The 25,108-nt window shown below is 42.5% G+C and carries 20 protein-coding genes and 2 pseudogenes; 10 read left to right on the plus strand and 12 right to left on the minus strand.

What is annotated here, in order from left to right:
- The 6 genes and pseudogenes from G3T18_RS14055 to G3T18_RS14080 form a co-directional block, all read right to left on the minus strand.
- Window positions 1–261 (minus strand): annotated as a pseudogene (locus G3T18_RS14055) (hypothetical protein); the annotation flags it as partial.
- Between the two features lie 12 nt (window positions 262–273).
- A complete protein-coding gene (locus G3T18_RS14060) occupies window positions 274–483 on the minus strand; it encodes a hypothetical protein (protein ID WP_224411196.1) in 210 nt (69 codons plus the stop codon).
- A gap of 1 nt (window position 484) precedes the next feature.
- Window positions 485–784, minus strand: coding sequence for a S1 RNA-binding domain-containing protein (locus G3T18_RS14065; RefSeq protein ID WP_224411197.1), 300 nt, complete (start codon window positions 782–784; stop codon window positions 485–487).
- A 1-nt stretch (window position 785) separates the two neighbouring features.
- On the minus strand, window positions 786–2,837 hold the full coding sequence (locus G3T18_RS14070) for an RHS repeat domain-containing protein (protein WP_449868038.1): 2,052 nt from the start codon (window positions 2,835–2,837) through the stop codon (window positions 786–788).
- 187 nt (window positions 2,838–3,024) lie between these two features.
- Entirely contained in the window at window positions 3,025–4,491 is a 1,467-nt protein-coding gene (locus G3T18_RS14075) for a M48 family metalloprotease (RefSeq protein WP_224411198.1), read from the minus strand.
- Window positions 4,492–4,651: 160 nt separating this feature from the next.
- The gene (locus G3T18_RS14080; RefSeq protein ID WP_224411199.1) at window positions 4,652–6,124 is read right to left on the minus strand and encodes a leucyl aminopeptidase; all 1,473 of its coding nucleotides are present in this window, start codon (window positions 6,122–6,124) and stop codon (window positions 4,652–4,654) included.
- Between the two features lie 352 nt (window positions 6,125–6,476).
- Between G3T18_RS14080 and G3T18_RS14085 the strand changes: the two genes are divergently transcribed.
- The gene (locus G3T18_RS14085) at window positions 6,477–8,639 is read left to right on the plus strand and encodes a lytic transglycosylase domain-containing protein (protein ID WP_224411200.1); all 2,163 of its coding nucleotides are present in this window, start codon (window positions 6,477–6,479) and stop codon (window positions 8,637–8,639) included.
- A gap of 183 nt (window positions 8,640–8,822) precedes the next feature.
- Complete coding sequence (gene tatC, locus G3T18_RS14090) at window positions 8,823–9,581, plus strand: twin-arginine translocase subunit TatC (RefSeq protein WP_224411201.1); 759 nt, start codon at window positions 8,823–8,825, stop codon at window positions 9,579–9,581.
- A 21-nt stretch (window positions 9,582–9,602) separates the two neighbouring features.
- Here tatC and G3T18_RS14095 read toward each other — a convergent pair whose 3' ends face one another.
- On the minus strand, window positions 9,603–9,911 hold the full coding sequence (locus tag G3T18_RS14095) for a DUF3067 family protein (protein ID WP_224411202.1): 309 nt from the start codon (window positions 9,909–9,911) through the stop codon (window positions 9,603–9,605).
- Between the two features lie 358 nt (window positions 9,912–10,269).
- Here G3T18_RS14095 and petC point away from each other — a divergent pair, with 358 nt between their 5' ends.
- The gene (petC, locus tag G3T18_RS14100; RefSeq protein ID WP_224411203.1) at window positions 10,270–10,812 is read left to right on the plus strand and encodes a cytochrome b6-f complex iron-sulfur subunit; all 543 of its coding nucleotides are present in this window, start codon (window positions 10,270–10,272) and stop codon (window positions 10,810–10,812) included.
- 66 nt (window positions 10,813–10,878) lie between these two features.
- Complete coding sequence (gene petA / locus G3T18_RS14105; RefSeq protein ID WP_224411204.1) at window positions 10,879–11,868, plus strand: cytochrome f; 990 nt, start codon at window positions 10,879–10,881, stop codon at window positions 11,866–11,868.
- 26 nt (window positions 11,869–11,894) lie between these two features.
- Here petA and G3T18_RS14110 read toward each other — a convergent pair whose 3' ends face one another.
- The gene (locus tag G3T18_RS14110) at window positions 11,895–12,047 is read right to left on the minus strand and encodes a hypothetical protein (RefSeq protein WP_263480417.1); all 153 of its coding nucleotides are present in this window, start codon (window positions 12,045–12,047) and stop codon (window positions 11,895–11,897) included.
- A 204-nt stretch (window positions 12,048–12,251) separates the two neighbouring features.
- Between G3T18_RS14110 and G3T18_RS14115 the strand changes: the two genes are divergently transcribed.
- A complete protein-coding gene (locus tag G3T18_RS14115) occupies window positions 12,252–14,027 on the plus strand; it encodes a protein kinase domain-containing protein (RefSeq protein WP_224411205.1) in 1,776 nt (591 codons plus the stop codon).
- 91 nt (window positions 14,028–14,118) lie between these two features.
- On the opposite strand, the gene G3T18_RS14120 is transcribed toward G3T18_RS14115, so the two are convergent.
- A complete protein-coding gene (locus tag G3T18_RS14120) occupies window positions 14,119–14,778 on the minus strand; it encodes a fasciclin domain-containing protein (protein WP_224411206.1) in 660 nt (219 codons plus the stop codon).
- A 387-nt stretch (window positions 14,779–15,165) separates the two neighbouring features.
- On the opposite strand from G3T18_RS14120, the gene G3T18_RS14125 reads away from it, so the two are divergent.
- A complete protein-coding gene (locus tag G3T18_RS14125; RefSeq protein ID WP_224411207.1) occupies window positions 15,166–16,791 on the plus strand; it encodes an adenylate/guanylate cyclase domain-containing protein in 1,626 nt (541 codons plus the stop codon).
- 71 nt (window positions 16,792–16,862) lie between these two features.
- Window positions 16,863–17,560 (plus strand): annotated as a pseudogene (locus G3T18_RS14130) (Uma2 family endonuclease).
- Window positions 17,561–17,619: 59 nt separating this feature from the next.
- On the opposite strand, the gene G3T18_RS14135 reads toward G3T18_RS14130, so the two are convergent.
- From G3T18_RS14135 to G3T18_RS14145, 3 genes are all read right to left on the minus strand, one after another.
- Complete coding sequence (locus tag G3T18_RS14135) at window positions 17,620–18,690, minus strand: LOG family protein (RefSeq protein WP_224411208.1); 1,071 nt, start codon at window positions 18,688–18,690, stop codon at window positions 17,620–17,622.
- 223 nt (window positions 18,691–18,913) lie between these two features.
- Entirely contained in the window at window positions 18,914–19,237 is a 324-nt protein-coding gene (trxA, locus tag G3T18_RS14140) for a thioredoxin (RefSeq protein WP_224411209.1), read from the minus strand.
- Between the two features lie 436 nt (window positions 19,238–19,673).
- Entirely contained in the window at window positions 19,674–20,423 is a 750-nt protein-coding gene (locus G3T18_RS14145; RefSeq protein WP_224411210.1) for a hypothetical protein, read from the minus strand.
- A gap of 81 nt (window positions 20,424–20,504) precedes the next feature.
- On the opposite strand from G3T18_RS14145, the gene G3T18_RS14150 reads away from it, so the two are divergent.
- The 3 genes from G3T18_RS14150 (at window position 20,505) to G3T18_RS14160 (ending at window position 25,075) form a co-directional block, all read left to right on the plus strand.
- Entirely contained in the window at window positions 20,505–22,142 is a 1,638-nt protein-coding gene (locus G3T18_RS14150; protein ID WP_224411211.1) for a DUF2079 domain-containing protein, read from the plus strand.
- A gap of 44 nt (window positions 22,143–22,186) precedes the next feature.
- The gene (locus G3T18_RS14155; RefSeq protein WP_224411212.1) at window positions 22,187–23,812 is read left to right on the plus strand and encodes a DUF2079 domain-containing protein; all 1,626 of its coding nucleotides are present in this window, start codon (window positions 22,187–22,189) and stop codon (window positions 23,810–23,812) included.
- Window positions 23,813–23,887: 75 nt separating this feature from the next.
- The gene (locus G3T18_RS14160; RefSeq protein ID WP_224411213.1) at window positions 23,888–25,075 is read left to right on the plus strand and encodes a glycosyltransferase family 4 protein; all 1,188 of its coding nucleotides are present in this window, start codon (window positions 23,888–23,890) and stop codon (window positions 25,073–25,075) included.
- Window positions 25,076–25,108 lie beyond the last annotated feature (33 nt).

A 25,108-nucleotide genomic window follows, 5' to 3' on the forward strand; every position in this document is an offset into this window, starting at 1 on the left:
TAGTGCTGGTTTATTTGGTTGAGAATTCCTCAACTGTTCGAGAAACGCATCCTCTCCTTGATTAACAGGGAGTGGGTTCAACAGTCCACCACCACCAGGAGTCCAAAGGAAAGGAGCCACTCTACCAGCCAAACTTCCTAATCCCGAAAGAAGTCCCGACCCACTTAAGCTCAAACCTGTAGCTTCTCGAACTAATAACCCCGATGGGTCAGTATAAATTAGAGGACTATTTTTGATATTAATCTTAGTCCCACGTCCCAATCTTTTTTTTATCTACTCATCTATTACTACGGTAATTGAAAAACCAGAAAGATGAAGCCGAACGTTTTCGTCCTTTTCTTCCTTTTTCTGCATAAGAGCGTTACCCTCTTTAATCGCCACAACTTTTGCACCAGAATCAATCGCCGTGTTTACTTCGTCTAATCCAAAAAATGAAAGACCTTCTTCTCTCGAAATTCTTAAGCCAACTTTTAGTTCTTTCAATTTACTTCTCCAAATTTCTTGATTGATTCAATTGACTTGGCTTCATCCCTAACCAGATTTGTTGTCCTGTTTCCTTAAATCCTAATACTACCGCATCAATAGAGGCACCTACTGCTGGATACTCCGAAGGTTTCATAACACCTTCGTCTTTAAAATCTGTAATTTGAACAAGACCTATAAATTCTATGCCTGGAAGTAAAACGAATACCCCAAATGGCCAATGTTTTGTAACTACCCCTGTCAACTTAGTTCCTACTTTTAAATATTTTTTGATTTCACTCCATGATTGTGTATTGCTCATTCTATTCAGAAAGTCTCCTTATGGCATTATTTAAAACATCGAAGTCTTCATGTGGAATTGGAATTTCTATTGATGGTCCGCCTTGGTACGGACGTTCATGTTGTTTAATTCGCGCATCATAGGTATCTTTTTTTATATCAACTTCCAAGACTCCTTCATCATAATATTGTGCATATTCATCAGCCAAACTCTTTTGTTTGGCAAAGTAAGCTAAATTATCTCCTCCAGGGTCTGAGAAATCTTCGGGATGAAATCCCTGGGTGAGCAGCTTCTGTCCCATGCCTGGTTGCGGAGCTTTGTAGATAGTCACAATGTCATCGTCATCATCACAATCATTAAGATTATCTATGTCTGGTAATAGAATTTTGGGTTCTTCTTTGAGCTTGGGTGGAAGACTACGACGTACAGGAGGAGGTAACAATTCTGGTTTATTTGGTTGAGAATTCCTCAACTGTTCGAGAAACGCATCCTCTCCTTGATTAACAGGGAGTGGGTTCAACAGTCCACCACCACCAGGAGTCCAAAGGAAAGGAGCCACTCTACCAGCTAAACTTCCTAATCCCGAAAGAAGTCCCGACCCACTTGAGAGCAAACCTGTAGCTTCTCGAACTAATAACCCCGATGGATCAGTATAAATTAGAGGACTATTATTTACATATCGATAAAGATTAACATCCCCACCATCAAACCCAATCGGGTCTTCACTAATAAACCGCCCTACCCCAGCATCATAATACCGCGCCCTGTAGTAATAAAGTTCTGTCTCCTCATCCAACTCCCGTCCGGTATAACCAAAACGGAAATCCACATTCGGATTCGTCTCACTCTCTACCTGACCAAAACTCTCATAGGTAAAGTGATTAACAACAGTCCCCTCACTATCAATTACATCCCGAATCGTCCCCTGATTGTCCCCTAGCCCCCAAAATACCTCTCCGTTAGCATTTTCGGTCACAAGAACCTGGTCAATCTCCGTTCCATGCAGGAATCTTTCTGTCTGATTCCCCTCCCCGTCAAAAACTAAAGCAATATGGTCGCCATCATAGACAAACCTTTCAACCTCAGCAACTCCCGCACCATCCCCATCCGCATCTACCGACTTACTAAGACGATGGTCAAACACATCATAAGTGTATTCAGCTTCAGCAGTGACATTAGCCTCTACATCCTTAGTCACTACAGCAACTAACCGATTGCGATAATCCCAATCATACTCAGTAACTTCTCCAGTGGCTATCTCAACCCGACGAATCCGATTTCCCTCATAATCGTATTCATAGTTATAAATTCCATCCGAGCGTAACTGATTGTTTTCTCCTGTCACATAACCTGTATTGACTCGATTTCCATTCTCATCATAGGTATAACTCTCATCTTCTTGGTAATTGTAATCCGCATTCACCAACTGGTCAGTTAAGTCATAACTGTACTCAGAAGTCCCATCGGGAGAAACTAACTCAATTAGACGATTCCCAGCATCATAAGTCCAACTGTAATCGGCAATAACTTCACTATTGTTACGATGAGTTAAAGTCGTCAACCGTCCCACCTCATCATAAGTATAATTACTTTCACCGATTAACTGCGTCCCCGTCAAGTCCCCATAATGAGTCATTCGGGTCATTTGGTCAGCAGCATCATAATCCATCTCCACCCGCTTCTCACTGACACCATTCCCAGACTGCGTAATCTCAGTGACGCGATTCAAATCATCATAGCTAAACGCCTCTCTACCCGCTTGTAATCCACCGATAGTATCCGTCACTGATAGCAAATTATCAACAGCATCATAGGCGTAGTTAAGAACGACTGAGGGGACATTTGAACTGCCAGTATTATCCACTTCCACTAAGCGACCCTTCTCGTCATAACGGTAGCTGTAAGTCGCATCGGGGTCGCTGACTCCAATTAACTGACTGGCTGCATCATAGCTGTAGTCAATAGTTCGTAGTGGATTGTCTTCTACATCTAACCACACTTCTGAGGTCTGACGGTTAAGGTCATCGTAGGTAAATTCAGTCTGGTGCTGGTTACGGTCGGTGGTGGCTACCAAGTTTCCTACTCGGTCATAGCTGTAGGTAGAAGTTATAGCGCGTAGCGCTATAAAATATTCATCATTCAGTCTCTATATAGAGGGCAAAAATCTCGATTATGCAAATTTGCTCAAATTATGGGGGTGGGTTAGTTAGCCAACGCACCCAAAGTTACTTATCACCACGAATCTTGAGTTAACTGAGCTTCTAAATTATCTGATTGATCTCTCGATGTTCGCTAACTCCTTCGTAAGCATAGCGGTTGTAGTCGTTATCCACGATCAGCTTTTCGAGATAAGTAACTCGCTCGGCTGAAGCAGGATGAGTATCAGACCAACTTGTCGCTCTGTTACCTTCTCTTTGAGCCATAATAGCCATGAAATTACGCAAACCATCAGCAGCATAGCCTGCGGGGTTCAAGACTCTCGTTCCCAAAATATCAGCCTGTTGCTCTTGAGCGCGACTGTTTGCCTTCGAGCCTAACTCCAGGATCTGATCTAAAGAAATAGGTGTATTTTTCGGGAGTAAATCCTTAATAACCTGAAACACAATTTCTTCAACCATTGTCTCGTAAGTATGAGAGAACACAGAATGAGCAATTTCGTGACCGATTAAACCAGCCAACTCAGCTTGGGTATTAATAGCTTTGATGGCTCCGGTATTGATAAATATCTTGCCTCCAGGAAAAGTAAAAGCATTTAGATCGGGATCTTTAACAACGTAGTATTCGTAGTCAAAATCGCGTCCCATGTAGGGTTCGAGTCTGCCACCAATGCCTTTGATGTAATTAAGTAGTTCGGGGTTTTCTACCAATTTTCCTTGCGATCGCAATTTCTCGACTTCAGCATTGGCTAACTGTTCTCCAAATGCTGACTCACCCTTAAGCAACAGACCAATCATATTAATCGCCGAAACGCCTTGCGCCCAATCTCCTTGCGAAATCCCAAAACCACCTGTAATTGCTTGTAAAATGCCGAGCGCGATCATCTGCGCTTTAACATCGCTCAAAAAACGACCCATATACTCGTCCGCCATTTCGGCAAATTCGGGAGCATCAGGATGGTCAACTAGAATCAAAGCAAATTGACGTGCAGCAATAGAAGCTTCGAGGTATTTTTTCTTAGCCGCGAGAATTTTAACTTTGGTTCTAATTACTTCTGGTTCGGCTGGATATAATTCTGAAACTTGCTCCATAATTTCCGTAGGATCGATATCTTTGAGATATCTTTCACAAGCTTCTTCATCTTCCAGACAAGCTTCGGCTAGCTTTAAATGAGCGGGAATAAATTGAGGATAATCCTTGATCAGCCGTTGCAAATACAAAAATTTTTTGCTATCGAGATCTCTTGTGATTCCGTCTAAAGCATTTTCCCACAGTCGTTGACCGCCGCCTAATTGTTCGATCTCAAAAATTGGCTCTGGTACTGTGGAATTGCGAGTCGGAGTAGGAAACGATGGTTTAGCTTGTCGATAGTAAGCCATAGCTTGTTCTTGGTTTCCTTCTTGCCAAAGTTGGTCTCCTTGAGCTAACAGTTGTAAACGATTAGCTTGGGCTAGTTCAACGGCTGATTGGGATCTAACTGGGGCTGGCAAAAGTAAGTTGAGGAATGTACTCAAGCTAAGGAATAAAACCATTCCTACAGCTAGCCAGCGTAAGTTTCGCGTCGGTTTCATCGCTATTAAGTCCTGAGAATTCAGTCAGAGGATTTTTGGCTCCTCTATAGCGATCTCGTAGAAAAATTTCTTTTTTTATGCGTAAGTTCCCTTTTTGTAATATTTTGTAATTTTTCTGGGTGAATGAGGGCGATCGCCCTCACGAAAATCTAATTCAAGTTCAACTTAATACCCAATTAACGAGCGTACGAACGGGAAAACCAGTTGCTCCGGCATTATTAACACCGCTTTCTCGATCTGCCCAAACTGGACCCGCAACATCGAGATGCGCCCAAGGTGTTTTCTCAACAAATTGCTGTAAAAATAACGCTGCTGTGATTGCACCACCTGCGCGAGAACCAGTGTTTTTCATATCAGCAATGGGAGACTTCATTAACTCAAAATAATTAGTTTCCAAAGGCATTTGCCAGAATTTCTCACCAGCTTTGGATGCAGCTTGTTTAATTTCGGCAGCTAAATTTTCGTCAGTACTCCACAAACCAGAAATATCATCACCGAGAGCGACAATACAAGCACCTGTAAGAGTTGCCAGATCGACGATCGCATCAACTGCTAATTTTTCGGCAAAGACTAAAGCATCAGCGAGAGTTAAACGTCCTTCCGCATCAGTATTATTAACTTCAATAGTTTTGCCATTAGAAGCCTTAAGAATATCGCCAGGGTGCATCGCCTTACCACTAATCATATTTTCCGTAGCTGCACAGATAAAATGGACTTCTACATCAGGTTTAAGTTGCGCGATCGCCTTAGCCGCACCCAAGGTAGCTGCACCTCCACCCATATCCATTTTCATCGTTTCAATACCGCTACCAGAAACTTTTAAATTCAAGCCACCCGAATCAAAGGTTAAACTTTTACCAACTATTGCTAATTTACGCTTAGGCGTACCTTCTGGTTTATAAGCCAGGTGAATAAACTTAGGCGGCAAATCCGAAGCTTGAGCCACACCTAAATATGCACCCATTCCCAATTGTTCGCAAGCTGATTTTTCAAGAATTTCACTCGTTAAACCATATTCAGCCGCAATTTCTTCAGCAGTTTCAGCCATTGTAATTGGCGTAACTTCATTAGCTGGTGCAGCCACCAATTCTCTCGCTAAAATTACCCCAGAACAGATCGCTTCCGCACGCTGAATTGCTTCTGGTTGAGAATTTAAACCAATCAGATGGACAGTTTCGAGTTTTGCACCTTTATCTTCCGGTTCCGACTTAAAACGGTTATCCAGATGCAAAGCAAGAATCATACCTTCCGCGATTACCTGCGCTGTCGCGGCTGCGTCATTCTCAACTACAGGTAAACTCACACCGAGAGTCTTACTTTTTTCCTTCTTCGCGATCCGAGCGATCGCGGCGGCTGCCTTTCGTACTGTATCTAACTGTAACTCGTCAGCTTTACCCAATCCCACTAAAATAATTTTCCGAATCGGACTGTTACTACCAACGCGAGTCACCGTAGTGCTTCCCGCTTTACCTTCAAACTCTGATTCCGCAATTAACTCTTTAATCGTACCGGACAGTTTCTCGTCTAACTGAGCGAGTTCGTCAGTGACTTCCACCGCTTCCTCGAATAAACCAACAGCTAACGCATCTCCAGTCCAATCTAATTGTGGCGTATCAACTGCTCTAATTTGCATTCTGGGCTTCTATCTTGAACTACCTTATTTAGTTTAGAGGCGATCGGCGATCGGGGATTAGGGATCGGGTTCAGTTACCAGTGAACAGTTATCAGTTACCAGTTTATTCCCTAATTCCTCCAAGTCTTCCCCATCTTCCCCATCTTCTCCATCTCCCTTGTCCCCAATCAGGACTGATAACTGACAACTGATAACTGATAACTGGTCACTGAAAACCCCAGTCCCCAGTCACCACCTCCCCAGTCACCACCTCCCCAGTCACCACCTCCCCAGTCCCCAACGAGTTGAAATTAACTTGTTAGGCTAAGGCAGGATAAAGATATCATGGCTAGTATTGGGCAAACGAAGGGCAATGCTTAAGGAACGAACTAACAAAAAAATTCCGCTAGCGCTAAGTTTAGGCTTAGTTCTAGCCGCACTATTGGGGACTACCACGTTAGCTTTAAGATGGACTGGCTTGTGGGAGCGCTATCTTGGTGGTGAGTCTACACCCAAACAAACCTTAGTAGAACAGCAAGCAGATGAAGAATCAGAGGTCCTACCGCTAGTATCACAGTCAGCCGGAGAACGAGCTTCCAGCTTAAAAGCGATCGCCTCTGGAAAAAAGTCTCTCGATCGCAGTCGCGCTCGTTATTTGTTGGCAACCGATCTAATTAAACAACAGCGCGGACAAGAAGCGCTCAAATGGTTAAACGGTCTAGAGAAAGAATATCCTACTCTCGCGCCACAAATTGCTTGGAAAAGAGCAGAAGCTTATCAACTAACTGGGGAAGAAGATCGAGCTGAAGAAAACTTCAAAAAAATTATCGAAGATTATCCCGAGTCGCCAGTCGCCGCCGAAGCATTATATTTACTGGGACAAACTGAATCAGAATATTTAGAACGAGCGATCGCCGAATTTCCCTCTCATCCTCGTACTGTGGAGATAATTCGTCAGAAACTTGCCGAAGACCCGAATCAACCGCAGTTGATGATAACTTTGATCAAAAATGCACCTCAAGCAGAGGGTATTGAGACAGTTCGCGCTCGTTTAACTGACAAATACGCAGGTGAATTAGCACCCTCAGACTGGGAAGCGATCGCTGATACTTATTGGGAACAAATGGAATATGGGAGAGCCGCAGAAACTTATCGCCAAGCAACTCCCAATGCTGAAAATGCCTATCGCGTAGCTAGAGGCTACCACATCCAAAAGAAAAAAGATTTGGCTAAAAGTGCTTATCGCCAATTAATCGCCGAATATCCTGATGCTCCCGATACGGCTCAAGGTTTATTCCATCTGGCTAGTTTATCAGAACCTCAAGAAGCTTTAGGCTATCTAGACCAAATTATCGAAAACTTTCCTCAACGCGCCCCAGAAGCTTTGGTGGCAAAAACTGAACTCCTCAACGATCCCCAACAAACAGCTCAAGCTCGTCAGTTACTCTTGAGTAAGTATCCAACATCAGAAGCAGCCGCCGAGTATCGCTGGAGACTAGCCAAGGAAAGTGCTAATTCGGGGAACATTCTCGAAGCTTGGGAATGGGCGGGTCCGATCGCTACAAATAACCCAGACAGCGATCTTGCACCAAAAGCTGGTTTTTGGGTTGGTAAATGGGCGCAACAGCTCGAACGTACTGAAGATGCTCAAAAGGCTTTTGAGTATGTCATCGCCCAGCATCCCCAGTCTTATTATGCGTGGCGATCGGCAGTGTATTTAGGTTGGGATGTCGGTGACTTTGACACGGTACGGGACATGATTCCGGAAGTCGCCAAGCCACAGTTTCTACCTCGACCACCCGCAGGTTCGGATCTGTTTAAAGAATTGTTTCAACTCGGTCAAAATGAAGATGCTCAAACTCTCTTTCAAGCCGAAGTCGGCGGTAAAGAGGAACTCAGCGTCGGCGAGCAATTTACCGAAGGCTTGATTTTGTTAACCGAAGGCAAAAATCTCCAAGCGATCGACCGGGTTTGGAGTTTGAAACTGCGAGAATCTCCAGAAGAACAAGCAGAATGGCAAAAATTACGCGAAACGCCTAAATACTGGCAAGCTTTATTCCCCTTTCCCTATGACGATCTAATTATTCAATGGTCTAAAAAACGAGAAATCAATCCTTTACTGGTGACATCTTTGATTCGCCAAGAGTCTCGTTTTGAAAAAGAAATTACTTCTTCTGCTGGTGCAGTTGGTTTGATGCAAGTGTTACCAAGTACGGCGGAAGATGTGGCTGGCAGAATTAATCTGGAGGAATATTCGCTAACCGATCCTTCTGACAATATCAACTTGGGTACTACTTATTTGGACTTTGTTCATGAGCAGTACAACAATCACTCAATGCTGGCGATCGCTTCTTACAATGCAGGTCCGGGTAATGTCGCTAGTTGGTTACAAAAATATAGTTTCTCCGATCCCGATCGCTTTGTCGAACAAATTCCTTTCCCGGAAACGAAAGGCTATGTGGAATCAGTTTTTGCTAATTACTGGAACTATCTACGCCTCTACAACCCCGAAATTGCTCAGTTAATGTCTCAATAGGGAATTGGGGATTGGGGACCCTTGGATTGGGGACTGGTGATTGGGGACTGGTGATTGGGGACCCTTGGATTGGGAAACAAGGACGATAAACTGATAACTGGTCACTGTTCACTGGTCACTGTTCACTGTTCACTGATAACTGTTCACTGATAACTGTTCACTGATAACTGATAACTAGCAATTATGCCTCCCACAGAAGTAGAAACAGCACCAGAACAAGATCGCTATCTCGATGAATTACCCAACGATGTCGAGATGTCTCTTTTTGACCACCTCGAAGAGTTACGACTGCGAATTTTTTACTCTCTAATCGCTGGTATATTAGGTGTAATTGGCTGTTTCTTTGCTGTTCGCCCAATTGTTCGTCTGCTTGAAGTTCCTGCCCAAGGAGTAAAATTTGTTCAGTTGGCTCCAGGAGAATTTTTCTTTGTCTCTTTGAAAGTAGCAGGATATAGTGGTTTGCTCATTGCTAGTCCTTTTATCCTTTATCAAATTATTCAGTTTGTTTTACCAGGGCTGACTCGTCGGGAACGTAGCTTACTCGGACCGATAGTTTTAGGTTCAAGTATTCTCTTTTTCGTTGGATTAGCCTTTTCTTATCTTGCTCTAGTTCCGGCGGCGCTGAATTTCTTTATCAGTTACGGAGCAGATGTGGTTGAGCAACAGTGGTCAATTGACAAGTATTTTGAATTTGTGCTGCTGTTAATGTTTAGTACGGGTTTGGCGTTTCAAGTCCCGATTATTCAGTTACTTTTAGGGACTTTGGGTATTGTCTCCTCACAGCAAATGCTGGCTGGATGGCGCTTTGTGGTTTTAGGAGCAGTAATTTTAGGCGCAGTGTTAACCCCTTCTACCGATCCTGTCACTCAATCTCTCCTCGCTGGGGCGGTACTGAGTCTTTATTTTGGCGGTATCGGTATGGTTAAGTTATTTGGTAAGTAGCGATCGCCACTCACTAATTCTTTAAACGATCCATTCTGACTCGATCTCACCCAAATCTAAAGGAATACTGACAGCTTTTCCCAGTCGAGGGCGATCGCGCGTCTTCTCAAGATACTCTTCCACTTGAGCAACTGCTCCCCACGCTTCTAAATAACTAGAAACTGCATTCAAATGCTCGATATATTCTATTTCACTCAAAGGAAACGAGGCTTGCTCTAAATACTTCCACATCACCTGCACGTAAATCCTGCCTTTAATCTTCCTAAGCTGGATATCATAAGATTTTCCCCATTTGTTGAGCAGCAATTGTTGCAGTTCTTGTCCGGTCATGTACACTAATTTTTTGATTTTAACAAGGTTTATTTACAATTTTTTATAATTAGATTTTACCTCGGCTAATAAGCATTGAATACGGCTTAAGCTTTACTTCTTAATGATGTTGACAAACAAAAGAACAAACCACTAAGGTAAATTTTCTGCAATAATAATCCAAGACCTCGTAAACCTTTTTAAACAACAATGAGAGAGCAAACCGACTTGGTTGTCCAAGTATAGGTAGCTCGCAGACACAGACAAACTTAAAAATACCAGCACAGGTTTGAGCTAGGTCTAAACTGAGAAAAAGGTTAAGAAATGCAAGCTCTAGCGCCGTGCTGGCTTGAGAAAAGTATACGATTCCCTAGGAGTTATGGCACAAATTTCCGGATCTTCCGATGTACCCGATATGGGTCGTCGTCAATTCATGAACTTATTGACCTTCGGTACAATCACTGGTGTAGCAGCAGGAGCGCTGTATCCAGTTGTCAAATATTTCATTCCCCCTTCTAGCGGAGGGACAGGTGGTGGTGTCACAGCGAAAGACGCTCTAGGTAACGACATCGTTGTCAGTGATTTTTTAGCGAGTCACAGTACAGGTTCTCGGACACTCGCTCAAGGATTAAAAGGCGACCCCACCTATGTGATCGTCACAGAAGACAAAGAAATAGCTAGCTACGGATTAAATGCAGTTTGTACTCACTTAGGTTGCGTCGTTCCCTGGAATGGAAGCGAGAACAAATTTATTTGTCCTTGTCACGGTTCTCAATACAACGCAGAAGGTAAAGTCGTGCGCGGTCCGGCACCTTTATCCTTAGCACTGGTTCACACTAATGTCACCGAAAACGACAAACTGGTATTTACAGATTGGGAAGAAACCGACTTCCGTACAGGTGAAGACCCTTGGTGGACATAAAAAGAAAGATTGACGTTTGCTTGTAATTAATTTAGATACTGAATTTTGATTTCCTTTACACCAGAGATGAGAACACCTTCAATCACAGCAATAGGGCGCATCCTCAAACAGAGTATCGCCAAAACAACAATCATTGCGATCGCAATGATTGCTTTTTTCTTCGCTAGCGACATCGCCCTACCTAATTCGGCGGCGGCTTATCCCTTCTGGGCGCAACAAACCGCCCCAGAAACTCCTCGCGAAACTACAGGACGAATTGTTTGCGCTAACTGCCACCTCGCAGAAAAACCTGCTGAAGTAGAATTACCTTTGTCTGTACTACCAGACACCGTATTTGAAGCTGTCGTCAAAATCCCCTATGACTTAGATAGTCAGCAAGTGTTAGGCGATGGTTCCAAAGGCGGTTTAAATGTCGGTGCAGTCTTAATGTTACCTGAAGGCTTCAAGATTGCTCCCCCAGAGAGAATTCCCGAAGAATTGAAGGAAAAAGTCGGGGATACCTACTTTATGCCTTATAGTGCAGACCAAGAAAACGTAATTTTGGTTGGTCCACTACCGGGAGAACAATACCAAGAAATTACCTTCCCCATTCTTTCTCCCGATCCCAAAACTGACAAAAATGTTTACTTTGGTAAATATCCCATTCACCTAGGCGCTAACCGAGGTCGCGGTCAAGTTTACCCTACAGGTAATCCAAGCAATAACAACGTTTTCAACGCTTCGGTAGATGGTACGATCGCCGATATTAGCTTTGAAGAATATGTCGGCTACTCACTCAGCATTGAAACTCCCGACGGGGAAACAGTCGTCGAAAATATTCCCCCAGGACCCGAATTAATTGTTTCTCAAGGACAGCTAGTAACTGCCGGAGAAGCCCTTACTAACAATCCTAACGTTGGTGGTTTTGGTCAAGAAGATGCTGAAATTGTCTTACAAAGCCCCAATCGCATCAAGTGGTTGTTGATATTTATCGCCGGAATTATGCTTGCACAACTATTGCTGATTATCAAGAAGAAGCAAGTAGAAAGAGTCCAAGCTGCGGAAATGAATTTCTAAGTTTCTCCGCTTCAATTTAGTTAAGACTACAAAAGCTTTAAATGCTTTTGTAGTCTTTTTTTTGAGAATTGTTCTGGATTAATACCTTTTTCGCGCAAATGCTGTAATAATTTTTGGTAGTGTTGTTGTTCTTGTTCGAGTTGCGCGATCGCCTCTTCAGCCCGTTGTGCTAATTCCACCTAAGTGAGAAACTTAACTCCATCAGGACGATAAATTACAGCTATTTGTAAATTGTAAAAAGATGAGGGACTAGGAACTAACGATCGCTACTAATTATCAACTATTAACGAGCAACTGCTAAGATAAAAAGTTTTCAGTAGAATAGGGAAAAACCAGCGATCGCTGCTGAGACTAAAACTTGGTAAAACCGCAAAAAAACAGAGATGAATACAATATTAGCAGGTCGTTATCAGGTCGTGAAACACTTAGGTGGTGGGGGTTTTGGTCAGACTTTTCTGGCGAAAGATACTCATTTACCAGGTCATCCTCATTGTGTGGTGAAGCAACTGAAGCCAAAAATTGAGGATGCAGCTACCCTAGAGGTAGCCAAACGTCTTTTTGACCGCGAGGCAGAAACATTATATAAATTAGGCGATCGCGATCGCATTCCTCGACTGTTGGCTCACTTTGAGCAAAATCAAGAATTTTATCTGGTTCAAGAATATATTCCAGGTATTTCTCTCGACGAAGAAATTACTCCCAGTAAGCAGTTAAGTGAAACTCATGTCAGAACACTTTTAACCGATATTCTTGAAGTGTTAGCATTTGTTCATCAGGAAAATGTCATTCATCGCGATCTTAAACCTGCTAATCTGATTCGCCGCGAAAAAGATGGCAAAATAGTTTTAATTGACTTTGGCGCGGTTAAGTACAGCACGCAAGCAAGTAGTCTTCAAGGAGAAACCAGTTTAACGATCGCGGTAGGTTCTCCTGGTTATATGCCGAGCGAACAACAAGCTTTTAAACCTCGTTTTAGTAGTGATGTCTATGCGGTGGGAATTCTGGCTTTGCAGGCTTTAAGTGGTTTATCAGCCCGCGATCTACCTCAAGATGACAATGGAGAATTTGTTTGTCATTTATTACCCAATCGTACCCCAATCGATCCTAATTTCGCCGCAGTAATTGAAAAAATGGTGCGCTACGATTATCGTCAGCGCTATCAAAATGCTGGGGAAGCCCTCGCTGCACTGAAACAACTACCACCACTAGAGCAACAAGTAGGTTACGATACACCAACTATTTGCACTCCGGTTGCACCAAAATCACCGACAACCCCACAAAATAGCGATCTACCAACTCAACCTTTAGTACCTGCTAAAGCTGTAGTTAATAGCGACTTACCGACACAAAAATTAGCTCAACCGGAATCTAACCCAGAGGTAAACAGCTACACACCAACAGAAGTAATTAGTCAACCAAAAACCGCACCTCAAACTGAGAAAACCCCAAGCAAAAACTGTCCGAAATCCTTTCCGAAACCTTTAGCGATCGCAGGTATGGTAGCAGCAGTGGGTTTAAGTTTATTCCTGGGTACAACTTATCTATTTTCTGAAGATCCAGAAGCGTCTGTCGAGATTGCACGAGAGACTAACTTAAGCGCAGACGAACTTTTACTCAAAGCAGACGAATTGCGTAAAGCCGAAAAATATCTAAGAGCGATCGCCACTTACCAACAAGCGATCGCCCTAGACTCAGAAATTCCTGAAGCTTATTGGGGACTTTGCTACAGCCTGAACCAAACTTTAGCATCTCGACGCGCCCTCGAAGCTTGCAATCGCGCCCTCGAACTCAACCCTAACTATCCCGAAGCATTTTGGAGTAAAGGTACAGCCTTAGCAGACTTACAAAAACCAGCAGAAGCGATCGACGCTTACGATCGCGCGATCGCCCTCGAGCCTAATTTTGCTCAAGTTTGGAATAATCGCGGCACTGCTTTAATGGAACTAGAACTTTACCAAGAAGCTTTAACAGCCTTTGAGAAAGCAGCCGAGATCGATCCTAACTTTGTGGACGCTTGGGCAAACCGAGGTGGAGCATTATGGGCGCTGCAACGCTACGACGATGCGATCGCTTCTATGGATAAAGCACTGGAAATCAATCCCAATCATCCCAATGCTAACGATTTACGTCAGCAAGCCAGACGCGAACTGGGACGTTAACTTCCTCTCAATCTTAGTTGGACTTTAATCCCGACTTTGAGACAAAGAAGGAACCAAAGCCCAACTACAAACTTTTTTTAACTTCTGTTTGTTACCACAGCGCCCGAATTGGTTGTGGAGTTGTCGTTGTTGTGCGAGTTTGCGTTAGCGCCAAAACACGAACCCGCAGATTTCTCGGAAGTAACACCCGGTTAACAGTATGGATAACTCCATTACTAGCTTCAATATCTGCTTCAGTCACCCTCGCATCATTAACAACTACACCACTGTCACTCGTATTGATAGCTACACCACCACCAACAGTATTCAAACCACCACTTCTCAAATCGCTAGCAGTTTGCTTCCCTTGGACGACATGATAAGTTAAAACTTGTCTGAGTAGGGGTTTGTTTTCTGGTTTGAGTAGCGCATCTACAGTTCCTGATGGTAAAGCTTCAAAAGCATCATTAGTCGGAGCGAAAACAGTATAATTTTGACTACCAGACAAAGTTGTATCCAAATCGGCGGCTTCAACGGCGGCAGCAAATGTACTTAAGTTTTCATTCTCTTTGGCGACTTCTACCAAGTTGCCGACATTTCTGGTTTGAGCCAAGTAGGTGTCAATTTTGGTCGAGTTTGCTGGAGCATTGAAGAGAGGCTGACGAGATTCTACCTCCGCTAAAGCACTAGTGCTAGGAAAAGCACTTAAGCCGACTACCGCAGTTAAAGCAGTTAATTTCACGAACAATGATAAGTGGGAAACCCGTTTCATAGTTTGCAAGCATTTTCTCTAGTTTTGTTCACGATTTTACCTTATAAATCAAACTTGTAAATTCTTGACAAAAAATTTAATCGAGATTAGAGATTTTCCTCTCACTATAATGTCCAATAAGCTAATTTTACTTATCGATCGAAGAGGTTAGATTAATTCGATCTGAGGAAAGAAGCGCGTAAGTTAACTAGACCCTAGTTGATTATTGACACATAGCTTTTTTTGTGTAACTAAGATCTCCCATCAAAGACAATCTTACTCGGTAAAATTTCCTGTTTGTACTTCCATACTCTTGAATTAGATTAGATTTACAAAGCACAAGCCGAGATGGATGATTAAAATTCGAGCTAATCTGGAAATAATAGCTAGTAAGTGTGAGGGTCGGAAGTGCGTTATTTAATTTCTGCTCCAGATACGCCAGAAGAGGGAAGACATGAGTTAAAAATTGGTGTAAACACGATCGGACGCGCTCCAGATAATAGTATCGTGGTTATGCACGGCAGTATATCCCGTCACCATGCTGAAATCAACTTAACTGAATCTCGCTGTACGATCCAGGATCTCCAAAGCAGTAATCATACTTTTGTTAATGAGGTAAAAATCGATCGCTGGGATCTCAAAGATGGCGATCTGATTCGTTGCGGTAATGTGATTTTTAAGTTTGTTACTCTTCCTCTTTCCGCAGTAAATAATCGGGAAGAGGAAGAAATTCCAGCAACTATTGTGCGGCAATTTACTCCCGAACCTACCAGCGTAATGATGCAAGATTTGCTCGATGAGGGACAAGTTGCTGGTTCGGTTTTGCGAATTAAACAACATAACCGAGAACAGCGATCGCTGGATAAGTTACAAATTTTATTAGAAGTTAGTAAGGAGTTATCTTCTCCGGAAACTTACGATGGTTTGCTTTTCAAAATTCTCGATTTACTTTTGCAAATTATGAATGTAGATCGAGCCGCAATTCTCTTAGTTAATGAAACCAGGAAACAGTTAGAAGCGAAAGCGGTTAAATCTCGTCCTGGAGTAACTACTGATTATCAATTTTACAGTAAAAAGATTACTAATACAGTCCTGGAAAGTGGTAAAGCAATCTTAACTGCTGACGCGACAAGCGATAATCGTTTCAGTGGTTCTGAATCGATTTTAGCACAAGCAATTCAAGCTTCGATGTGCGTACCTTTAAAACCGCGAGATCGAACAATTGGAGTTTTGTATGTAGATAATTTGTCTGTCTCTAATCTTTATTCTGATGAAGATGTAGAATTTTTAACAGCCCTAGCTAATCAAGCCGCGATCGCGATCGATAATGCTCAACTTTTCCAAAAGATGCAAGCGGAAGCCAAGCTACGCGGTAAACTCGAACGTTTCTTTCCGGAAACTATTAGTAAAAAAATTAAAGAATCAGAAAATTTAGCTATTACTGAAGCCGAAGTTACTGCTGTTTTTTCCGACATTAGTGGCTACACGAAAATGTCTTCCCAAATGAGTCCTCGTCAAGTAATTGAAATGCTCAATCAATACTTTCAAATTATGGTCGAGGAAATTGTTTTTCCTTATGAAGGTACTTTAGAAAAATACATCGGCGATGCTCTTTTAGCAGTTTGGGGTGTTCCTTATCAACGCCCAGATGATGCCGATCGCGCTGTGCGTGCTGCCATTGAAATGCAACGGGCTGTTGGTCGCTTTAATAACAGTTGGATGCAGCAAGGAAATCAACCGATTTCAATTCATATTGGTATTAATACAGGTAAAGCCGCCGCCGGAAATATTGGCTCTAAAAGATTAATTCAGTTTGCCACAATTGGCGATACAACTAATGTCGCTAGTCGGGTTTGTACGGCGGCGGAAGCTGATGAAATTATGATTTCTCAAAGCACTTTTGATAAGCTTAAAGACCAAACTATTCCTTTAGAAAAACTACCTCCAGTTATGGTTAAAGGAAAAGATGAACCTCTACAGCTTTATAAGGTACTTTGGCAACAAATAAAATCTGTAGCCACCAATGTTTCTTGAATATAGCAATTATTAATTCTAACAATTTCGTGTTAATTTTAACTAAGTAGTTCTCATGAACTAAGAAAATTATGGTTTCCGAACTGCAATCTCCAAATCAAACCGAAGTCATCTATCCTGAGAGTGATGGTAAGCCGATGGCGGACAATACCAAACAGTTTCGCTGGATTGTCGTAATTAAAGAAAATTTAGAATGGCTTTTTGCTAGCGATCGCGATGTTTTTGTTGCCGGGGATTTATTTTGGTATCCAGTGGAAGGAAATAACCGGATTGTTAGCGCTCCCGACACAATGGTAGTCTTTGGGAGACCGAAAGGCGAGACTCCTTCGGAGACGCTTCGCGAACGCCCCTGCTACAAACAAGGGGAAGAGGGAGGAATCGCACCGCAAGTCGTGTTTGAAATTCGTTCCCCGACAAACAGCCGCACAGAAATGGACAGAAAGCTGTTATTCTACGATCGCTATGGGGTTGAAGAATACTACATCTACGATCGCGATCGCCAGAGTTTGAGCGGTTGGTTACGAGCAGAAGAAGGGTTAGACGCGATCGAGGAAATTAACGGCTGGGTTAGTCCTCGTTTGGGTATTCGTTTCGATCGTCTGGGGAAGAGTTAATAATTTATCGTCCCGACGATCGACAGTTTTTCTCTTATGGTCAACTTCTCGAACAAGAGAAACAACGAGCCGAACAAGCAGAGCAACGACTTCGAGAAACCGAAGCAATGCTACAACAATATCGAGAACGTTTTGGCGACTTACCTGAATCTTAGAGATAATTTCGTGGTGGCGATCGCTTTTATCCTTCCAGCGATCGCCACAGATCTTGCTCCTACTTACGTTCGGGATGTTCTTCAGCTTCGCAATGAATTTCCCATTGATTAATCAGAGTAATCATTTGATACAAGCGACCCAAATCTCTCTGATTAAAGTAAAAAACAATTCGAGGTAAATCGACAGTTTCGTCTCCCGCTTCTTCTGGTAAAGCCTCACTTTTAGTAATTTTTCCTTTGGTGAGAATATCGCTAAACTTATCGTTCAACTCCTCAACTTGTGCGTTTAAAAGTTCGTGATTGAGACGCATGACAAACAACTCACCCACATAGCGACTCGAATGATAAACTCGGTAAAACTTATCGATCGCCGCACAAGCAATCTCAACATCATCAGTAATCGTGTAGATACTCGGATCTTCCGGACTGACTAAACCTCTTTTAACTAAATGTTGGCAAACATAGTCATGCCAAGATGTCCAGTAGTCACCACCAGGTTTATCGATTAAAACTAAAGGTACAGGGCCATATCTTCCCGTTTGACAGAGAGTTAAACATTCAAAAGCCTCATCCTGAGTTCCATAACCCCCAGGAAAAAGCGCGATCGCATCACTTTCGCGCAGGAAAAACAGTTTCCGGGTGAAAAAATACTTAAAGTTAATTAACTTTTCATCCCCCTCAATAAAAGCATTTGCTCCTTGCTCGAAAGGTAATTGAATATTCAGCCCAAAGGAATGTTCTCTACCTGCTCCCTCATTACCCGCTTGCATAATTCCCCCACCCGCACCAGTCATCACCATATAGCCTCGCTTACTCAAGTAGCGAGCAAAATCCACTGCCATGAGGTATTCAGGAGTGCGATCGCCAATACGCGCACTACCAAAAATTGTCACCTTACGCACGTGACGGTAAGGATAAAAAATTGCAAACCCGCGCTCTAAATCTTCTAGAGATGCCGTCAAAATTTTCCAATCGAGGCGATCTATTTCTTCTGAAGCAATACGCACCAGCACGGCTAGCGCTCGTTGAATTAGTTTACTGTGTTTGACGTTCGGTAACTGCTCAATTAATTTAACTAATTCTGCACTTACAGAGTCCAAACTATGTTGTTCTGAAGGAGATAAGGGCATAAAAGGCTATTTTGCTGGCGGTCTTCTATTTTAGCGAAATTTAGAGGGATTGGAAGGGAGAGGATAAACTGCTAACTGGTAACTGCTCACTGATAACTGTTCACTGTTCACTGCTAACTGAACCCAATCCCCGATCGCCAATCGAGAAAACTGAAAAAAAGAACACAGGCTTCTCGCCTGTGTCAGAAGATCGCCAAGCTTTGAGTAGTTGCCCCGCTTAAGCTTAGAGGTACTTTTCGATCGTATTTGCCAAAGTAGTTTTCGGGACTGCACCAACAACCATATCTACTCTCTGCCCACCTTTAAAAATCATGAGTGTGGGAATGCTACGAATACCATACTGACTGGCTACTTGGGGATTCTCGTCTGTATTGAGTTTAACAACTTTGAGTTGTTCCTGATACTGTTCGGCAATTTCATCGACGACAGGTGCAACCATCCGACAAGGACCGCACCAAGGTGCCCAAAAATCAACTAAGACTGGAACTTCACTTTCGAGAACATCTTGTTTAAAAGTGGCATCCGTAACTGTTGCGGCTGCTGACATATCTGGAAATCCTTAACTAACGGCTATCTAAAGTTTATTTGCAATTTTACCATTCCTGTCGGCAAAGGTTTGCATAACCTAACGTTTGATTACTAGAAACGACAAAAAACGGCGATCGCGCTCTTCATTGACACAAAAATTGACCATTATTCGTCAAAAAAGTATATACTTTACGGAAAGTATGGGGCGGTACGCACGAAGTACCTCGGCGTAGCCATTGCGCTTGTTAACTGAGTGTAGCAAAAAAAAACCGCCCGAAGATTTCTTCGGACGGAGTGTGGTGTGAGGAGTGAACGGAAACATTTGTCTCCGCTATTTCTATTGTAAGCGACAGCTTTGAGTTTTCGCTTCTTTGGCTAGGAAATCCGGAAAAATTTTTTTAGAATAGCACAGATTAGCTAGTTTCGGTAGTCCCAGTTTCAGGTTTTTGCGAAAGTTAGTTGTTTTGCTCTGAGCTTTCTTCACGATTTGGAGTAACTGGGATCTCACCAGACAACTGTAAAATTTTGCTGTCTAATTTGCGGGCAACTTCTCCTACTGCTACGGGTGAGGCTTCTTCGTCAAGATACATTACGGCAGTAAAAGCTCCTACTGCGTTACGGCGAAAACTTGCCATGTCCATCCGAAAAGGTTTACCTTGCATCTTCACTGCCATTGTCATACCCGTTGAGGCATTTGCTAAGTTACTAAGCTGTGGCAGTACCGCATAGCTAGTAATTTCTACGGCACCAATGCTTTTGAGTCTCTCGCGCATTTGGGCTAGCATGGCTTGCTGCGCCGCCGGTTGCTGCAATTGTTGTAGGTTGGCATCAAAGTTTTTTTGCGCGGCTTCTGTGACTAAATCGCCAGTGTAACCGAGAACGACTTGAAACTCATCGGGATTGACAAAAACAAAGAAATTTTCCGGCTCTAGGCTATTTCCTCCCAAGTCGCCTCGGAAAAATTGAAACTGTGAGGCGATTTGTTCAGTTAGTTCTGGGGGAAGTTTCTGAAACCCGGAGGGTAAGTCTTCTAAAGTTAGAGCTACCACTGGTAAGCTTGGTGCTGGTGCAGTTTGTGGTAACGTTTGTACGGGATTTTCTGAATCGAACTGGGCAAGGTGAAAAGGTATTTCCGCTTTGGCACTAACAGCACTAAAGAAGATTCCTGTCAAGAGGCAAAGGGTGAAAGAAAGTTTTTTTGCCATTTCAATTTAGATCGTAAAAAACTTTATATTTGACTATCGAATTAGTGTAAATGTGCCGCGCGGTCAAGGAGTGAATCAGAGATGTGGGATAAATTACAGAAAACGCCAGGACTGAGATTAGTGGTTGCTGCCGCGATCGCCTTTTTTCTCTTAACTCTCTTTCTCACTCTCCACCGACACTACAGCTTTTACTCTTCTTACGATCAGGGTATCTTTAATCAAGTCTTTTGGAACAATCTTCACGGTCGTTTTTTCCAAAGTTCTCTCTCTTCTCAACTTTCCACCAATGTTGTCCATAATGATGAATTGCCGACGGTTTATTATCATCGTCTCGGACAACATTTTACTCCAGCACTCTTGACATGGTTGCCGATTTATGCACTGTTCCCCAATCCAGCCACCCTCACAGTTTTGCAGGTTATTTTGGTTACGGCGGCGGGTTTAGTTTTATACGCTTTAGCCAGACAATATTTAGCACCGAACTTAGCAGGATTAATTACAATTAGTTTCTACTGCGCCAACGCGATTTTAGGACCTACTTTAGCGAATTTTCACGACCTTTCCCAAATACCTTTATTTGTCTTTACTTTACTCCTAGCAATGGAAAAACGCTGGTGGTGGTTATTTGCCATTTTTGCCATCTTAATTTTAGCAGTTCGCGAAGACAGTGCGGTAATTTTATTTGGAATTGGAGTTTACATGGTAGTGAGTAAACGCTTTCCTCGTTTAGGATTAGCAATTTGCACTCTCAGTTTTAGCTATATTTTATTCCTAACTAATTTAATTATGCCGCTTTTTTCCGATGATATTTCCCAGCGATTTATGCTCGAAAAATTCGGTCAATATGTCGAGGGAGACGAAGCTTCTACTTGGGAAATTATTGGGGGAATGATTAGTCAACCTTGGCTATTATTAGTTGAGTTAGTCACTCCTGTAGATCGGACTTTCAACTATTTATTAGGTCACTGGTTGCCCTTAGCTTTTATTCCTGCAATAGCACCCAATGCTTGGATTATCGCCGGATTTCCTTTAATGAAACTATTTCTCGCCAAAGGACAATCAGTTTTAGCAATAAATATTCGCTACGCCATGACAGTTGTTCCAGGATTATTTTACGGCACAATTATTTGGTGGTCAAAACATCCTAACTTAGGGAAAAAAAGCTTATTTCGTCGCTTTTGGAGCTTTTGTCTGTGTCTTTCTTTAATTTTCACCTTTACCTCTAGCACTTCTGCCTTAAATCGTGCTTTTTACTTTCTTTTACCAGATTCATTTGAGCCGTGGGTGTATATTTCCTTACCAAAACAATGGCATCATGTCAAGAAAATGCGACCTTTACTAGCAAAAATTCCCGCCGAAGCCAGTGTTTCAGCTACCACTTATATTATCCCCCATCTTTCCAGCCGCCGGGAAATTTTACGCTTACCTTTATTAGCCTTGCGTAACGATAACCGAGAAATCACCAAAGTAGATTATCTCATTGCCGATCTTTGGCGATTACGAGAATATCAACCTGCTTTCAACCAAGAATGGGAAGAATTACGCGATCTCACCAACTTAATCGACTCAGTAACCAAACAAAAAGAATACGGCATAATCAACTTTCAAGACCAAGTAATCCTACTCCAAAAAAACACCAAATCCAACCCAGAAGCAACAGCAGCCTGGTTAAAATTACGACAACAAATCCAACCAATCTTACAACAATCAAGAGACTAAAAATAACTTCCTTTGCGTCTTTGCGCCTTTGCGCGATAAAAACCATGAAATGGCAAAAACAACCAGCAACCAAAGCAGTAATTCTCGTAGCGATCGCGTTTTTTCTCTTAACCCTAACTATCTCACTTCATCGCTACTACAGCTTATACAGCAATACCGATCACGGCATTTTCAATCAAGTATTTTGGAATAGTAGCCACGGCAAACTTTTCCAAAGTTCCCTTTCTTCCTCCCTATCTACTAACGTTCAACACAACGACGAACTTCCCACAGTTTATTATCAACGTCTCGGACAACATTTTACACCAGCACTCTTGCTTTTTGTGCCGATTTATGCGCTCTTTCCATCACCAGCAACCTTAAATGTTTTGCAAGTAATCTTGCTTACTGCTGCGGGCTTAGTTTTATATCTTTTCGCCAGAGAATATCTTCAACCCAATCTAGCAGCAATGGTAACAATTAGCTATTATGCAGCTAATGCCGTCATGGGGCCGAGTTTAGGTAACTTTTTCGATTTGTGTCAAATCCCGCTTTATGTATTTAGCTTATTATTAGCCAAAGAAAAACGCTGGTGGTGGTTATTTTGGCTGCTAATAATTTTCAGTTTAGCGGTGCGAGAAGATACAGGCGTAATTTTATTTAGTATTGGTGTATATTGGGTTTTAAGTAAGCGTTCCGTGCAACTAGGTTTAGCCGTTTGTACAGTTAGTTTGGTTTATATGATAATTGTTACTAATTTCGTCATGCCGCTATTTTCTGAGGACATTTTTAAGCGGTTTACGATCGAAAGATTCGGGCAATTTGCGGAAGGAGAAGAAGCTTCGACACTAGAAATTTTCTGGGGAATGATTAGTAATCCCTGGCGATTAATGGTAGAATTCGTAACTCCCTGGGGACGAAAAATTCAGTATTTACTAGGTCATTGGCTACCCGTAGCTTTTATTCCTGCTATTTCTCCCGCTACCTGGACTTTAACAGCATTTCCTCTGACACAATTATTTTTACAACAAGGAGATTCTCCTTTGTCAATTAATATTCGCTATGCCGTGGCAGTAGTTCCGGGAGTATTTTATGGGACAATTATTTGGTGGTCGCAACATCAAGAAAAGTTTCAGCCAAGAATTAGGCGTTTTTGGGCATTTTGCCTGGTGCTTTCTTTATTTTTTACCTTGACTTCTAATCCTCATCGAGCGTTATTTTTTCTTGTCCCCGATTCAATCGATCCTTGGATTTATAAACCTTTGACAGTGCAATGGCAGCACGTCGATAAAGTTAGCTCCTTGCTAGAGAAAATAGAGCCAGATGCTAGCATTTCAGTCACTAGATTTATTTTGCCCAAACTTTCCAGTCGTCGTGTAATTTTACGGTTTCCAGATTTCCAGTATCGAGACGATAATCAAGAAGTGGGTGCAGTAGATTATGTGTTAGTGGATTTGTGGCAGGTAGAATACGAAGCCATTTTTGAGAGCAGGCGTGAGGAATTAAAAGATAGAATTGATGAGATTGAAAAATTGAGAGCAGATGAAGATTATGCCCTAATTGGCTTTACTGAAGGTGTAGTTTTATTGCAAAAATCAGTTACACCAAAGCTAGAAGCTGAAACAAGATGGCAGAGTTATCAAGAAAAAATTGCGAAAATTTTGTCGGAATTTGGAGAAACTGGGGATTGAGCAAAGCCCAGCCCCCGAAAGTCTGCTGGCAATCTGTAATAATATGTAAACTTTTAAGTTTGAGGATAGCTGCTGATGAGAATTCTAGTGCTAGCGTGGGAATTTCCACCCCGCATTGTCGGGGGAATTGCTCGTCATGTGGCGGAGTTGTATCCAGAGTTGGTGAAATTGGGGCATGAAGTTCACTTAATCACGGTGGAGTGCGGCGATGCGGCTCGTTATGAAGAGGTAGAAGGAATCAAAGTGCATCGGGTTCCCGTGACTCAGGGCGATAATTTTTTCCACTGGGTGGTAAATATGAATGAAAGCATGGGTACTCATGGGGGTAAGTTAATTTTAGAAGAAGGACCGTTTGATTTGCTCCACGCCCATGATTGGTTAGTTGCGGATGCGGCGATCGCGCTGAAGCATACTTTCAAGATTCCTCTAATTGCCACAATTCATGCTACGGAATATGGTCGTCATAATGGTATTCACAATGACACTCAAGGTTATATTCACTCTCAAGAATATCAGCTTGCTTTTAATGCTTGGCGAGTAATTGTTTGTACTTCTTATATGCGCCAGGAAGTGGAACGAGCGCTGGATACTCCTTGGGATAAAATTGATGTGGTTTACAATGGTATTCGCCCGGAGAAAAAGGAACTCGATCCTCAATTTGACTATTGGAGTTTCCGTCGTCGCTTTGCTGCTGATGATGAAAAAATTGTTTATTATGTTGGTCGGATTACTTACGAAAAAGGCATTCAGGTACTTTTAAATGCTGCCCCGAAGGTGCTTTGGGATCTACAAAATCAGGTGAAGTTTGTGATTATTGGTGGTGGCAATACTGATTATTTGAAACGCCAAGCTTTTGCTTTAGGTATTTGGGAAAAATGCTATTTTACTGGTTTTATGCCGGAACCAGATTTAGATAAGTTTCAAACTGTGGCTGATTGTGCGGTTTTTCCCAGTCTTTATGAACCTTTTGGGATTGTTGCTTTGGAAAGTTTTGCCGCGCGGGTTCCTGTGGTTGTTTCTGATAGTTGCGGTTTTCCGGAGGTGGTACGACATACGAAAACTGGGGTTGTAACTCATGCAAATAATCCCCAATCTGTGGCTTGGGGGATTTTACAAGTGTTGCAAAATCCTGATTATGCTCAATGGTTGGTTGAGAATGCTTATGAAGATTTAGAAAGACGTTTTAGTTGGGTGAAAATTGCCAAACGTACTGAAGAAATTTATCGTCAAGTTTTGGCGGAACGCAATCAGGTTGAATGGTAGTTTCAATTGTTTATTGGTTAAATATATGGTTTG

It is taken from the genome of Oscillatoria salina IIICB1 (assembly GCF_020144665.1).
Taxonomy (GTDB): Bacteria; Cyanobacteriota; Cyanobacteriia; order Cyanobacteriales; family SIO1D9; genus IIICB1.